Raw genomic sequence first — 14,554 nt, 5'->3', positions numbered from 1 at the left:
GGGTCCCCTAAGCAGCTTGCTGAGCCTCGGCGCGCCGAATTCCCCGACCCATGCGCTCCGGCAGCTCGATGATGGCAGACAAGGCTCGCGCATAATCCAGCACCAGGCCCGGCGTCCAGGCCATCAGCTCGGCACGGCGCCTGATAACGCCGGCCGCCCAGAACTCCGGTAGCATCAAAAGCCGCGTGAGGAACCAGGGCGAGCGCACCTCTTCGGCGAAAAGGCCTTCGACGGCGGCGTCGAGCGCCTTGGCCACCGAACTGGAGCAGTTGCGGTTGGTCAGGTTGTAAGTGGTTTCCTGGCGATAATTCGCCCAAAAGGCACGCAGCGCCTCGACGTCGAGGCCGGCGAGTTCGACCCGCCAGCTCGAAGGACACCATTCGGCGCTTTCATAAGTATAGCTGGGCTGGAACTTGCCGGGCACGTCGTTTTCCCGGGTGGCGCGCAGGATGCGGGTAAACTGCGAGCCGTCGCGGTCGATCTCTACCGCCGGATAATGGCTGATATAGATGTCCGGTCCTGCCTCCAGCGCCGCGTGGCCGGTGGAGACGACGCCATGCTCGTCCAGCGCCGCCACATAGCGGGCGATGCCATGGCCAAGCCCGACAAGATTGCCGGTCGGCGTCCAGACATGCACGGTGACGGTGCCATAGGCAGGATCGCCAGGCAGTTGTCCCGGAGCGCGAGCCGCGGTGCCGCCGCGCGGCCAGCCGTCGCTGAGGATACGGGCGATCGGCATGTTTTCCGGCAACCGGCGGAGTCGTCGCGCCGTGACGAGCAGGCCGTAGGCCGTGACGATCATCAGCGTGCCGACATCCTCGCCCACCTCGCCCTGCCAGCCCGTCGGCCAGGGAAGGAAAGACCAGAGACCCAGCAAGAACTCGATGCCGGCGGCGACGAGCGAGCCCCGCCAGCGCGGGAACCGTACCACCCAGGCGCTCGCCGCCCGGAAGCTCGCATCGGCGACCAGGAAAGTGCCGACGAGGAAGCCGACCAGCATGTCGCTTCCCCAGGGGCGGAGAATGATGAGCAGGGAGATGGCGACCAGGATGCCGGCCTTGCTGAAGCGCAGGGCGCGTCGGGTGCCGGTGCCGGTAAAGCCGGCGATCAGCGAGGCGCCGGCATCGAGCAGCAGCGGCACGGTGAACCAGACCGGCGGAATGCGCTTATCGTCGCTGAGCGCGTTGATGAGGATGAGGCCGCCCATCGTCAGCCATGCCAGTCCGATAAGGCCGATGATCCACCATTTGGTACGAATGACCCGGGCACCGATCAGCAGCAGCAGGACTTCAATCATGGATGACCTTGCAGAAAAGCGCCGCCCCGCGGTTGGCAGCCACGGGGAGCGATCTCCAGGAGCATGAAGGAGGCAGGCCGACGGTGCACGGCCTCCGGGGACGGCCGGAGCCTATCAACCCATGCTTCGGTTCCGCAAGCTTTCTTAACGTTGTCAACGATCTGGCATCGACGATCGGCGGGCCGGCGGCCGTGAGGGACGCGGAGGGGTTGGGTTCAGTTCGCTTCCGCGCCGTGCGGGCGCACCAGATTGTCGTCCCATGCCGGCCTAATATGAGGAAAGGCGAGCTCACGCTGTCGGCCCAGCAGCATGGCGAGCACGCGCGGCGGGGTCAGCGGCAGCTCCTGAACGCGGGCGCCGGTCGCATTCGCCACGGCGCAGGCGACGCTCGCCCCTACATTGAGAATGGGGACCTCACCGGCTCCCTTGGTGCCGAGCGGCCCGAGTGACGGGGCGCCTTCGAACAGCTCGACCTCGACCGGGACGACGTCCGAGGCGAGCGGCACGCGATAGGTCTCGAAACCGCTCTGGCAAATCCGGCCCTGCGCGTCGATCGATACTTCCTCGTGCAGCGCATAGCCGAGCCCCTGCACCACGCCGCCCTGGATCTGGCCGCCGATGGCGCTTCGGTTCAGCGCCCGCCCCACATCCTGGACCACGCGATAGCTCAGCACCTCGACATGGCCGGTGTCGGGGTCGACGGCGACCTCGCAGTCGTGGACGGCGAAGATCGGAATGTCGATGGCATCGATGAAATGCCCGGCGGTGCAGCCGGGCATGGCCGGCACGCCCTTGCGGGTAAAGGCACCGGTGCCAGCGACCGGGCCGGTCAGCGCCTGCGCGCGCGCGGCCACCTCGGCGATGGTGAAACCGGCTCCGTTGGGGCCGGCAATCTCGATCCGCCCACCCTGCATGACGAGATCGTCGGGGGCGGCGTCGAGCATCTGTGCGGCGGCCGCCAGCAGCTTGCCGCGCACCTCCTGCGCCGCCTGGAGGCTGGCGGCGCCGAGCGAGACGGTCTGCCGGCCACCGCCGACGCCGACATCGTAACCGGCCGCGTCGGTATCGGCCTGGCGCACGATCACATCCTCCGGCCGGATGCCGAGCGTCGCGGCGACGATCTGCGGCAGGCTCTGCATCATCGAGCCGGAGCCGATCTCCACGCCCGAAGTGACCAGCGTGGCGCTGCCGTCGGCATTCATGTTCACTGTCGCCGCCGAGGGGCCGACGAAGACGAACCAGGTGCCGACCGTCGTCGCGCGCCCGTAAAGGCGTCCGTCCTGCGGATCGCGCGAGGGTGCGGCGGCGCGGAGCGCTTCCATGCGATCCAGCATCGGGCGCAGGACGTCGCCGTCGAACACCTGGCCGGTCGCACCGTAATCGCCGTCTCCGAGCACGTTGCGCCGGCGGAACTCCAGTGGGTCCATGCCGATGGCGGCGGCGATCTCGTCGGTGTGCCGTTCCAGCGCGAAGGTATTGTAGACGCCGTTGCAGGCACGGAAGGCACCGTTCGGAGCGGTGTTGGTGTAGATGGCACGGGAAGCGAGGCGGGTCGCGCCGAGCTTGTAATTGCCGCCAAGCGTGTGGGCCGTCATGGTGGTGAGGAAGATCTGCTCGCCGCCATAGGCACCGCAATCCATCAGTACCACCGCCTCGCGCCCGGCGATCTCGCCCGCCGGCGTCACCGCCGAGCGGATGCGGATCTCGGCATTCTCGCGGAACAGGCAGGTGAGCATCTCCTCCTCGCGGGAATTGACCAGCCGCACCGACCGCCCGCTCATCTTCGCCAGCAGTGCGGCGAAGGGCTCGATGGCGATGTCGAATTTGAGCCCGAAGGCGCCGCCGACGGGAGGCACCGTCACCCGCACCTGCGAGGCAGGAATGCCGAGAAAGCGTGCCGTGGCATTGCGCACTGTCCAGGGCACCTGGGTCGAGGTTTCGATATGGAAGCGACCTTCGTCGTAGTTCGCTACCGCAGCCCGCGGCTCGAACGCCATGTGGTTCTGCCGCCCGACACGGAACGAGCTCTCGACCACGGTGACATCCGGCCGGGCGAAGGCGGCATCGACATCGCCCCGGACCACCGTCGCCTCCCAGGCGACGTTGCCGGCGCGTGCACCGCCCTCAAGCAAGACCTCGTAATCTTGCCATTCCGCGTGCAGCAGCGGAGCGTCGGGCGCCAGCGCCTCCTCCATGGTGAAAGCGGCCGGCAGCGGCGCGATCTCGACCTCGATCGCCTCGAGCGCCGCCGTCGCCTGTTCGAGCGTGTCGGCGGCAATGGCGGCGAGCGGTTCGCCGATGTAGCGCACCACGTCCTCGGCGAAGAGCGAATGATCGGCGATGCCGATGCCGACGCGTCCGGGAGCATCGGTGGCCGTCGCCACGGCACGCACGCCGGGAAGGGCGGCGGCTTTCGTCACGTCGAGGCGCACGATGCGTCCCGACGGCACCTGCGCACGCAGCACAGCGGCATGCAGCATGCCGGCATGGGCGCGGTCGATGGTGTAGCGCGTGCGGCCGGTGAGCTTGTCGCCGGCGTCGCGGCGGCGGAATTCCATGACGGCATCGACGGTCATCGCGGCCTCCTTCATGCGCCGGCGGCGTCGAGCGCGGCGGCGACGATGCGTTCATAGCCGGTGCAGCGGCAGGCATTGCCGGTGAGGGCGGCGCGTACCTCGTCACGGCTCGGGCGCGGCGTGTGGGCGAGGAAATGCGTCAAGGTGACCACCATGCCGGGAAAGCACATGCCGCACTGCACGGCATCATGCTCCGCGAGCTTCGCCTGAACCGGATTGAGCCGCCCGCCGGCCGACAACCCCTCAATGGTGCGGATCTCGCATCCCGCTGCCAGTCCCGCTGGGGTGAGGCAGGAAACCACCGGCTCACCGTCCAGCTGCACGGTGCAGGCGCCGCAAAAACCCTCACGGCATACTGGCTTGGCGCCGGTGAGGTGAAACTCCTCGCGCAGCACGTCGACCAGCGGCGTCATCGGGTCGGCGATGGAGCGCCTGGATTCGCCGTTGACCGTCATGTCGATCGGCATGGGGATCTCCTGTCCGGATCAGTGAAGCGCGGCGACGGCGCGGCGGACCAGCGCCGGCAGCACAGAGACCCGGTACCAGCCCGGTGCCTCCACCCCGTCGCGGCCGGTGAACTCGCCGGCAAGCTCGGTGGCGAGGCGATGCGCGGTCCCGGCGTCGAGCGGTGCGCCGGCGAGCGCCGCCTCGAGGCGGGTCCAGCGACGCGCCACCGCCTCCACCGAGCCGACGGCGATGCGGGCCTGCGCGACCCGTCCGTCGTCGTCGGATGTCACCGCCAGGCTGACGATGGCGGTCGGGTAATCGCCCGCCTTGCGCAGTGGGAGCCGGGCATGGGCGCTGCGGGCGGGCGAGCGCGGGACGAGGATGCGCGTCAATAGAAGGCTTGGGTGAAGCGATTGGCGGATCGATAGAAATTCTTTCAGCGCCAGGCGCTCCGTCCCCTCGCGCGAGCGGATCTCGACCTCGGCGTCGAGGCAGAGCAGCGCCGGGACAAGGTCGGCCGCGGCGAAGCCCGAGGTGCACAGATTGCCGCCGAGGGTGGCGGCGCGGCGCACGGCGGGATTGGCGGAGCGGCCGGCCGCCTCGGCGAGCACCTGCAGGTCCGGCGCGTCGGCGAGGGCCTCGGCGAGGCGGGCATGGGTGACGCCGGCGCCGATGGAGACATGGCTGTCCCCGACCTCGATCCGGGTCAGTTCCGGGATGCGCCCGAGCCCGACATAAGCGGGCCGCAGGCGTTCGTGGCGGATCGGCGCCCGCATGATCCAGGTGCCGCCGGCGAAGGGCGCCCCCTCGGCACCGCGCTCGGCGAGGGCGTCGAGAGCGGTATCGAGGGAGGGGGCGACATAGAGCGAGGGGTGCGGCGATGGCGTCATCGAGGTACCTCCCAGGGTCGTCGCCGGGCGTGTCCGGTCAGTACGGTGAGGTGTATGGTGGGAACGATCCGTCCGATGCGGCCGATATCCCGCATCAGCGCCGCTCCAGCCGCAGCCGGTCGAGCACGACGCCGGCGATGACGATGGCGCCGAGCACCACCATCTGCACATAGCCGTCAATGCGGGCGAGGTTCATGCCGTTCGACAGGATGGTGACGAACAGCGCGCCGACCACCGCGGTGCCGACCCCGCCGCGCCCGCCGGCGAGGCTGGTCCCGCCGACCACCGCCGCGGCGATGGCCTGCAGCGACAGCGAGCCGCCGAGATTGGGCTCGCCGGAGCCAGTGCGCGCCGTCATCATCAGCGCCCCGAGCGCGGCGAGGCTGGAGCACAGCATATAGGTGGCGACCAGCAGCCGCTTCACCGGCAGTCCCGCTACCGCGGCGGCGCGGGGATTGGTGCCGATGACGTAGAGCGAACGGCCATAGACGGTGCGGGTGAGCAGCAGATGCAGCCCGATGCCGACCAGCACCGCGATGACGATCGCCGCCGGCACGCCGAACAGGCTGCCGCCATAGAGCAACTGCGAGAACAGGTCCGGCACCCCCTGCACCGGCCGGCCGGCGGAGATGGTGGTGGCGACGCCGATGGCGATGTTGTAGCTGCCCAGCGTCGCCACGAAGGGGCTGACCCCGAGATAGGCGACGACGACGCCATTGAACACGCCGCAGGCGGCGCCGAGGGCGAAGCCGGCCGCCAGCCCCATCAGCAGAACGGTGCCGGGCTCCTGCCCGCCGGCGACCCCGGCCGCCATGGCCAGCGCCGCGCCGACGCTGACCATCGACACCGTCGGCCCCAAGGCGAGGTCGAAGCCGCGGGTGAGGATCACCACCGTCTGCGCCATGGCGAACAAGGCGAGATAGCTCGCCTGCTGGGCGATGTTGACCAGGTTGCCCGGCGTGAGCACGGCGGAATCCACCGCCGCGAAGCCGAGCAGCAACATGATGAGGGCGATGGGCAGCGCCGCCTGCCACAGCAGGGCCGACAGGGCGGAGCGGCGATCGGCGGGCGAGGGCAGAGAGGGGGAGACGTCAGACACGGGCTTTCCTCCGCCGGCCGAGTTCGTCCAGCGCCACCGCCGCCACCATGATGACGCCAAGGAACACCGGCTGCAGACGCGAATCGATGTGGAGCAGGTTGAGGGCGTTGCCGAGAATGGTGAGGAACAGCGCGCTGACCGCGACGATCTCCACCCGCCCGACGCCGCCGCGCAGGCTGACCCCGCCGATGACGGCGGCGGCGATGGATTGCAGCATCATGCGATCGCCACCGAAACTGGCCTGGCCGGAGCCGACCTGGGCGGTAAGCAGGATGCCGGCGAGCGCGGCGAGCACGCCGGACAGCACATAGGTGCCGACCAGATGCCGGCGGATGCCGACGCCGGAGACGATGGCGGCATCGGCATTGCCGCCGATGGCGTAGACATAGCGGCCGAACAAGGTGCGCCGCTGCACGAACACCATCACCAGCAGCACGATGAGCGCCACATAGATCGCGGTGGGCAGGCCGAAGAACTGGGCCCGGCCGAATTCGCGCACGAAGCTCTGCGGCATGCCGTAGACCGGGATGCCGGAGGTGATCATCAGCGCCACCCCGGCGGTCGCCGACATGGTGCCGAGGGTGACGACGAAGCCGGAGACCTTCAGCCGGGCGACGCACAGCCCGTTGACCAGCCCCACCGCCGCGCCGCTGCCGAGCCCGGCGGCGACACCGCCGGCAATGACGAGGGCGTCATTGCCGGGGAAGGCGGCGGCGAGCATGCCCATGGTCTTGGCCGTCACCACGCTGGCCAGCGCTACCACCGCGCCGACCGACAGGTCGAAGCCGCCGGCGATGATCACCAGGGCCTGCCCGCAGGCGACGATGGTGAGGAAGGAGGCGTTGCGCAGGATGTTGAGGATATTGATCGGCCCGTAGAATTGCGGATCGACCGCCGACATGCCGACCACCACCAGGATCAGCAGCGCCGGCAGGAAGCCGATGCGGCCGAGAAGGCTGCGGCCGGAGGCGGTGATGCCGGGGCGGGCGGCGAGAGAGGCGGCATTGGTGGAGGAAGCGTGCGCGTTCATGCCGCCTCCGTCGCCAGATGTTCCTTGAAGAAGGAGGCCAGCACGTTCTGCTCGGTCTTTTCCGGCCCGGCCAGCTCGGCGGCGATGCGGCCGTGATGCATGACATAGAGGCGGTTGGAGAGCGCCAGCACCTCCGGCAGTTCCGAGGACACCACGATCACCGCCGCCCCCGCCTCCACCAACTGCTTCATGAATTCATAGACCTCGAGCTTGGCGCCGACATCGATGCCGACGCTCGGTTCGTCGAACAGGAAGACCGACAGGTCGCGGGTCAGCGCCCGGCCGAGCATCACCTTCTGGCGGTTGCCGCCGGAGAGCGCGCCGGCCGGCCGCTCGATATTGGGCGGGCGCAGCTTCAGCCGCTCCATCGCCGCGCCGACCAGGCTGCGCTCGCTGCCCTGCCGCAACAGGCCGAAGCGGGCGACGGCGGGCAGGTCCAGCGCCGTCATCGAGGCATTCTCGCGGATGGGACGCGACAAAGCGAGCCCCTCCGCCACGCGGTTGGCGGGGAAATAGGCGACGCCGCGCTTGAGGCTGGCGCGCGGGGCCGGCGCGTCATAGGGCGTGCCGTTTATGCGCACCGTGCCGGCGACGACCGGCTCCAGCCCGTAGATCGCCCGCACCAGCTCCGACTTGCCGCAGCCGACCAGACCGGCAATGCCGGTGATCTCGCCGGCGCGGGCGTGGAAATTCACGTCCTTCACCGAGCCATCGGCAAGGGTGAGGCCTTCGACATCGACCGCCACCTCGGCGGGGGCGTGCGGGATGGCGGGGAACAGCACGTCGATGCGCCTTCCGGTCATCAGCTCGACCAGCTCGCCATCGGTGACGCGGGCGGCGTCGAGGGTGCGGATATGGCGGCCGTCGCGCAGCACCGTCACCCGGTCGGCCAGCGCGCGGATCTCGCGCATGCGGTGCGAGACATAGATGAGGCCGACGCCCTGCGCCTTCAGCTTGGCGATCAATTCGAACAGCCGGCCGGTCTCGCGCTCGGTGAGCGAGGCGGTCGGCTCGTCGAGGATGAGCAGGCGCACCTTGCCGAGCAGAGCCTTGGCGATCTCCGCCATCTGCTGGTGGGCGCGCGAGAGGTCGTCGACGCGCCGGCCCGGATCAAGGTCGAAGCCAAGCTCGTCGATGAGTGCGCGGGCCTTTTTGCGCATCGCCCCGGCGCGCAGCACGCCGCCGGCGGAGATTTCACGGCCGAGGAACAGGTTCTCCTCCACCGTCAGGCTCGGCACCAGCGAGAATTCCTGGAACACCGGGCTGATGCCGATGGCGCGCGCCCGCTGCGGCGAGAGGTGGCGGATCTCCTCGCCATCGAAGCGGAAGCTGCCCTCGTCCGGCGGGAAGGTGCCGGAGATGACGTTGATCAGCGTCGACTTGCCGGCGCCGTTCTCGCCGAACAGCACATGCAGCTCGCCCGCCCGGACGTCGAGATCGACGTGATCGAGGGCGCGCACGCCGGTGAAGCGTTTCGATATGCCCTTCAGCTCCAGCAGCGGCGCGGCGCCGGGCGCTGCCTGCTGGATCTCTGCGCTGGTGTTCATCCGTTCTCCTTCGGCCTGCTCCGTAGCAGGGGGCATGCCACTTCCATCGTCCGGCGTGCCGGGCCGTGCCGAGCATGGCCTTGCCCTCTGCGCGGCATCTTCTCCCTCCCCCCGTCGGGGAGAGGGGTGGGGAGAGGGGCCTTCCTGGCTTCCCAGTGTCGTCTCCCCTCACCGACCCGTTGCGCGGGCCACCTCTCCGCCGAAGCCGGATGTTTCCGGCTTCGTCCTTGCCGGAACCGAACTCGGCAATAGCCGAGTTCGGGCGGGGAGAGGGAGAGTAAGAGGAGCGCGAGCCCTCACCCGCATCGCGGAGCCAATGCCGTTCCCGGGCCACGCGAGGCTCCGTGCGCGGGGGCACGCACGGAGCCTCGACGCGGCGCTGTCGCCCGTGGGGGTCCTACTTCGCCTTGACGGAGTAGACCGGGCTCCAGCTCGCCGGGGCGAGCACGAGGTCCATCTGCAGCTTCGGCACCGTGGTCTTGTCGATCACCGCCGCCACCGGCTGCACCAGCGCGGTCACCGGTTTCTTCTCGATCAGCCGGATCGCCTGGTCGATGGCGATGGCGCCCTCGCCGACCGGGTACTGGGTGGCGAAGGCGAGGATGTCGCCGCGGTTCAGCGCGTCGAGCATCGCCTGGTTCTCATAGGAGGAGATCACCTTGATGTCGGTGCGGCCGGCCTCGGCGACGGCGCCGATGGCGGCCTCGGCGGTGGGCGCGCTGCCCCAGATCACGTTCATCGACGGATAGGCCTGCAACGCGTCCTGGATCAGCTGCAGCTGCACCGCGACGCCGGAATCGCCGAACTTCTCGCCGAGGATCTTGGCCTTGGGGTTCTTGGCCACCGCCTTCTTGAAGCCCTCGTTGAAGGATTCCGCCCAGCCCGAGCCCGCCGGGCCGGGGAAGGTGACGATGTTGAGCTCCTCATCCGGCTTCGACTGCGCCAGCAGGCCCTCGCCGGTCACCTCGCCCATGGCGACGAAGTCGACATAGTTGGCGGCCGGCAGCGCGTTGGGCGGCAGCGGATTGGTGACGCCGACCACCGGGATGCCCTTGGCCTTGGCCTCCTCGAACTTCTTCATCAGGCCGGCGCCGGAGATGGCGCCGACGATGATGGCATCGGCCTTGGCCGCCATGCAGTCGTCGAACTGCGAGAGCTGCTTGGGCAAGTTCTCGTAGCCGCCGGCCTCGTAGAGATTCATGTTGACGTTGGAGGTCGCGGCCTGGGTGGCGATGCCATAGGCGACGGCGACCCAGAAGCTGTCCTTCATGTGCGGGAACAGCACGCAGATGTTGTAGGGCTTCTCGGCCTTGGCGAGCGGGGTGTATTCCGCCGGCGTCGGCGTGCCCGAGGAGCTGTCGTAGATCTTCATCGGGAACCACTTCGTCTCCGCCGCCGCGGGGGAGAGCGAGGCGGCGGCGAAGCCGATGAGGGCGGCGCCGGCAAGGGCGCGGTGCCTGATGCGGGAGACGGCACGGCTGCGGGCCGGGCGCGCGGATGTCGACATGGCTTTCTTCCTCTGGTTGGTTTTGGCGGGAGGGGACGGGCGCCGGCCCGCCTCCTCTTCCGAACGCACTGCGTAGCGCCGCGGAGGCGGCGAAGAAGTCGGCCGCCGCGCGAGGCGGCGGGGCGGGGGCTCAGCCGGCCCAGTTGGCGACCGAGCGCCGCTCGAACACCTCGCGGAACTGGCGGGTGGATTCCGGCAGCAATTCGCCGGTGCCCCAGTCGAGGATCACCGCATGCTGGCGGATGGCGTCGAAGGCATCGATCTCGCCGGCCTGGTAGCGCGCGGCGACCAGTGCCGGATCGAGGCGGGCCTCCGTGACGCGGCGGGCGCGGATGGCCTGGCGCAGGGCCGCCGTGGCGGGGGCATCGACCACATAGTCGCAGAGCTCGGCATCGATGGTCTCGACGACGACGCCGTAATCCTTGGCGGCGCGTTCGACCGAGACATAGTCGTCCTTCACATCCTCCAGCACCCGGGCGGGGTCGCGCTCCAGCGGGTCGCCGAAGCCGCCGCCGCCGGCGGTGGGGCGGGAGAACACGTCGCCTTCGCCTATGGGCACGTCGGAGAAGATCGAGCCGAGCCGTTCCTCCTCGTCGGCGCCGGCGCGCTTGAGGGTGAGGCCGTGCGGCATGGAGGGCAGGCCGCCCTCTATGCCCCACACCACCGCACGCTCGCGGTCGCAGATGTAGGAGATGACGGTCTTCTCGGCTTGCAGCATCACCGAGGTCTTCACCACCCCGGCGCCGCCGCGCCATTTGCCGGGGCCGGGGCTATCGCGCAGGATCTCGCATTCGGTGGTGAGGATCGGGTTGGCGCGCTCCTGGCCCTCGACCGGCTGCGCCATCATGCCGGTGCCGAAGCAGGCGGTGGTGACGTTGGCGCCGTCCTTGCCGTTGCGCCCGCCCCAGCCGCCGGGCAGCCAGTCGTAGAACATGAAGATCGGCTTGTCCGGGGTGCGGGCGTCGCGGCCGCCGGTGAGCAGGTATTCGAGATTGAAGGCGCAGGCGAGCGCCCGCTCCGGCATCAGCTTCGACCACATCTCGTAGATGGCGTTCATGATCTTCTCGAACGGCATCAGGAAGCCGGTGACGGCGATCGGCCATTGGGCATCGACGATCGAGCCCTCGGGAACGATGATCTCGAAGCAGCGGTAGAAGCCGGAATTCAGCGGCAGGTCGGGGAAGAAGGTCTTCATCCCCGCCGCCACCGCCGAGAAGGTGGTGCCGAAGGCGGAATTGTAGATCGAGCCGATCACCGGATGCGAGCCGGTGAAATCATAGATCGCCTTGTCGCCCTTGATGGTGAGCTTGATGCGGATCGGGATCATGCCCTCGCCGCCGGCCGGGTCGCGGTCGATGAAGTCCACCGTCTCCCATTCGCCGTCCGGCAGCGCGGCGATGCGCTGGCGCGCCGAGCGCTCGACATAGTCCTGCACGGCGGAAAGGCCGGTCTCCACCGTCTCGCGGCCATATTTGCCGACGAGACGGTGCATCTCGCGCTCGCACACCGCTGTCGCCTGCGCCTGCGCCTGGATGTCGCCGATGATCGAGGCCGGATCGCGGGTGTTGGAGGCGATGAGGTGGGCGACGTCCTTGCAGAACCGGCCCTTGTCGAACAACCGCACCGGGGTGATGCGCAGGCCTTCCTTGAACATTTCCTTGGCCGAGACGTCGAAGGAGCCGGGCACCGAGCCGCCGACATCCGACCAGTGACCGTTGGACTGGGCGAAGGCGATGATCTTGCCGTCGGCGAATACCGGCCGGATCAGCCGCACATCGGAGAAATGCGTGCCGCCGGCATAGGGGTCGTTGATGGCGTAGACGTCGCCCTCATGCATGTCGCCCTCGAAGTGGCGCATCACTTCCTTGCAGGTGAAGTGCAGCGTGCCGACATGCACGGCGATATCGGCATTGCCCTGGGCGGCGCATTCGCCATTGGCGTCGTGCAGCGCGCTGGAGAAGTCATGATTGTAGATCACGAAGGAGTAGCAGGTCCGCAGGATCTGCTCGCCCATCTGGTCGACGCTGGTGATGAAGGAGTTCTTGAGGACCTCGAAGGTCACGGGGTCGAGCTCGGCCATCGGTCTCAGCCCTTCACGCGGATGACGATGTTGAGGAACTTGTCGACCTCGGCGCGGGCGCCGGGCGGTACGACGGTGGTGGAATCCAGCTGCTCGACGATGGCCGGGCCCTCGAAGGCGAAGCCGCAGGGCAGGGTGTCGCGGGCGTAGACCGGGGTATCGAGCCCCTCGCCGTCGAACCACACCCGGCGATGCGAGGCCGGCTCCGGGATGACGCCGGTCGGCGCGTGCACGGCGAACTCGGCCTTGGGCACCACGCCGATCGCCTTGAGGTTCAGGCGGAAGAAGCTCACCGGCGCGTCGTCGCGGCGGAAATTGTATTCGCGCTTGTGCTCGCTGTGGAAGCTCTCCACCAGATCGGCGATCTTGCCGAGCGGACGCGGCGCATTGACCGCCAGCGAGCGCCACTGGCCGCGATACATCATGTCGATGGAGCGCTGGAGCAGGATGTCGGCCTCGGCGACGCCCTCATGGGTGAGCCGCGCCAGAGCTTCCTTTTCCAGTTCGGCGAACAGCGCCTCGATCTCGGCCGGATCGGCCACGTCGGCGCCGACCATGCAGCTCTGCGAGAAGTCGTGCTGCATGTCGACCAGCAGGCAGCCCAGCGCCGAGGTGACGCCGGGATTGGGCGGCACGATCACCACGGGAATCGCCAGCTCGCGGGCGACGTCCACCCCGTGTAGCGCCCCGGCGCCGCCAAAGGCGACGAGGGCGAAGTCGCGCGGATCATAGCCGCGCGAGATCGAGATCAGCCGCACCGCGTCCGACATGTTGGCATTGGCGACCTTGACGATGGCGTCGGCGGCCTCGTGCAGGCCGAGGCCGAACGGCTGGGCCACGCCTTCCTCCACCGCGTTGCGGGCGAGGGCGGGGTCGAGCATCACCTTGCCGCCGGCGAGCGAGGTGCCGAGCCGGCCGAGGGTGACGTTGGCGTCGGTGTTGGTGGGCTGGGTATTGCCGTTGCCGTAGCAGGCCGGGCCGGGAAAGGCGCCAGCCGATTGCGGGCCGTTGCGCAGGCCGCCGGCCGGATCGGTCCAGGCGAGCGAGCCGCCGCCGGCGCCGATGGTCAGCACCTCGATGGAGGCGAAGCGGATCGGGTAGCCGAACTCGATGTACCAGTCCTTGGTAACGCGCGACTGGCCCTCATAGGCCAGCGACACGTCGGTGGAGGTGCCGCCCATGTCGAGGCCGATCGAATTGGGGAAGCCGCACAGCCCGGCGATGGTGCGGCTGGCGATGGCGCCCGCCGCAATGCCGGAGCCGGCGAGGCGGGCGGCGAAATCCTTGACGCTGGCCGGGGTCATCACCCCGCCGCCGGTGTGCAAGAGCAGCAGGTCGCGGGTGTAGCCGCCCTCGGCGAGCCGGTCGCCGAGCCGCGTGGTGTAGTCGACCACCACCGGGCTCACCACGGCGTTGGCGACGGTGGTGGAGAAGCGCTCGTGCTCGAAGATCTCCGGCAGCACCTGCGAGGAGATCGACACCGGGATGTCCGGCATCGCCTCCTTGAGGATCTCGCGCATGCGCCGCTCATTGGCGCCGTTGAGATAGGCGTTCATGAAGCAGACGGCGATGGCGGCGACGCCGCGCTTCTTGAGGATGCGGGCGACCTCGCGGGCGGCGTCCTCATCGAGCGCCTCGACGATGTGCCCGGCGGAATCGATGCGCTCGGGCACGGTGAGCCGGTCGCGGCGCGGCACATAGGGCGGCACCACGTCCTTGTAGACGTCCCACAGGTCCTCCTTGTTGGCGCGGCGGATCTCGATGACGTCGCGGAAGCCCTTGGTCGATACCACCGCGGTGCGCGGCAGCCGGCGGGTGATCAGCGCATTGGTCGCCACCGTGGTGCCGTGGGAGAACAGCGCCACCTTCGAGAGGTCGATGCCGGCTTTCTCGACGCCGCTGAGGATCCCGTCGATGGGATCGCGGGTGGAGGAGGTCTTCTCGATCCGGATGAGGCCGCTGGCCTCGTCCATGATGCAGATGTCGGTGAAGGTGCCGCCCACATCGACGGCCACGCGGAGATTCTGCACGGGCTGCGCTTCCTTGTCCTACGCTCGCTCCGCCGGCTCCCTGCGCGCACG

Annotated in this window: 10 protein-coding genes; all 10 read right to left on the bottom strand. The window is 69.0% G+C overall.

What is annotated here, in order from left to right:
- Window positions 1–7: 7 nt before the first annotated feature.
- The gene (locus KHC24_RS14830) at window positions 8–1,297 is read right to left on the bottom strand and encodes a protease (RefSeq protein ID WP_213364087.1); all 1,290 of its coding nucleotides are present in this window, start codon (window positions 1,295–1,297) and stop codon (window positions 8–10) included.
- Between the two features lie 215 nt (window positions 1,298–1,512).
- Window positions 1,513–3,888, bottom strand: coding sequence for a xanthine dehydrogenase family protein molybdopterin-binding subunit (locus tag KHC24_RS14825; protein WP_213364086.1), 2,376 nt, complete (start codon window positions 3,886–3,888; stop codon window positions 1,513–1,515).
- Window positions 3,885–4,340 carry a (2Fe-2S)-binding protein gene (locus KHC24_RS14820; protein WP_213364085.1) on the bottom strand — a complete coding sequence of 152 codons (456 nt, stop codon included), beginning with the start codon at window positions 4,338–4,340 and terminating at the stop codon, window positions 3,885–3,887. The genes KHC24_RS14825 and KHC24_RS14820 overlap by 4 nt, the downstream gene beginning before the upstream one ends.
- An 18-nt stretch (window positions 4,341–4,358) precedes the next feature.
- On the bottom strand, window positions 4,359–5,210 hold the full coding sequence (locus KHC24_RS14815; RefSeq protein ID WP_213364084.1) for an FAD binding domain-containing protein: 852 nt from the start codon (window positions 5,208–5,210) through the stop codon (window positions 4,359–4,361).
- A gap of 94 nt (window positions 5,211–5,304) precedes the next feature.
- Window positions 5,305–6,309 carry an ABC transporter permease gene (locus KHC24_RS14810; RefSeq protein ID WP_213364083.1) on the bottom strand — a complete coding sequence of 335 codons (1,005 nt, stop codon included), beginning with the start codon at window positions 6,307–6,309 and terminating at the stop codon, window positions 5,305–5,307.
- Entirely contained in the window at window positions 6,302–7,339 is a 1,038-nt protein-coding gene (locus tag KHC24_RS14805; RefSeq protein ID WP_213364082.1) for an ABC transporter permease, read from the bottom strand. Before KHC24_RS14805 ends, KHC24_RS14810 begins: the two co-directional genes overlap by 8 nt.
- Complete coding sequence (locus KHC24_RS14800; RefSeq protein ID WP_213364081.1) at window positions 7,336–8,886, bottom strand: sugar ABC transporter ATP-binding protein; 1,551 nt, start codon at window positions 8,884–8,886, stop codon at window positions 7,336–7,338. The genes KHC24_RS14805 and KHC24_RS14800 overlap by 4 nt, the downstream gene beginning before the upstream one ends.
- 397 nt (window positions 8,887–9,283) lie before the next feature.
- Window positions 9,284–10,393: a TMAO reductase system periplasmic protein TorT gene (gene torT, locus KHC24_RS14795; protein WP_213364080.1), complete on the bottom strand. Its 1,110-nt coding sequence runs from the start codon at window positions 10,391–10,393 to the stop codon at window positions 9,284–9,286.
- A 130-nt stretch (window positions 10,394–10,523) separates the two neighbouring features.
- Window positions 10,524–12,473 (bottom strand): hydantoinase B/oxoprolinase family protein, encoded by a 1,950-nt coding sequence (locus tag KHC24_RS14790; RefSeq protein WP_213364079.1) that lies wholly within the window; start codon window positions 12,471–12,473, stop codon window positions 10,524–10,526.
- A gap of 5 nt (window positions 12,474–12,478) precedes the next feature.
- Window positions 12,479–14,503 carry a hydantoinase/oxoprolinase family protein gene (locus KHC24_RS14785; protein ID WP_213364078.1) on the bottom strand — a complete coding sequence of 675 codons (2,025 nt, stop codon included), beginning with the start codon at window positions 14,501–14,503 and terminating at the stop codon, window positions 12,479–12,481.
- Between the last annotated feature and the right edge of the window lie 51 nt (window positions 14,504–14,554).

Source organism: Ancylobacter defluvii, assembly GCF_018390605.1.
GTDB classification, from domain to species: Bacteria; Pseudomonadota; Alphaproteobacteria; order Rhizobiales; family Xanthobacteraceae; genus Ancylobacter; species Ancylobacter defluvii.
The sequence above is the reverse complement of the archived record's forward strand: the minus strand, read 5'-3'. Positions and strand labels throughout refer to the sequence as shown.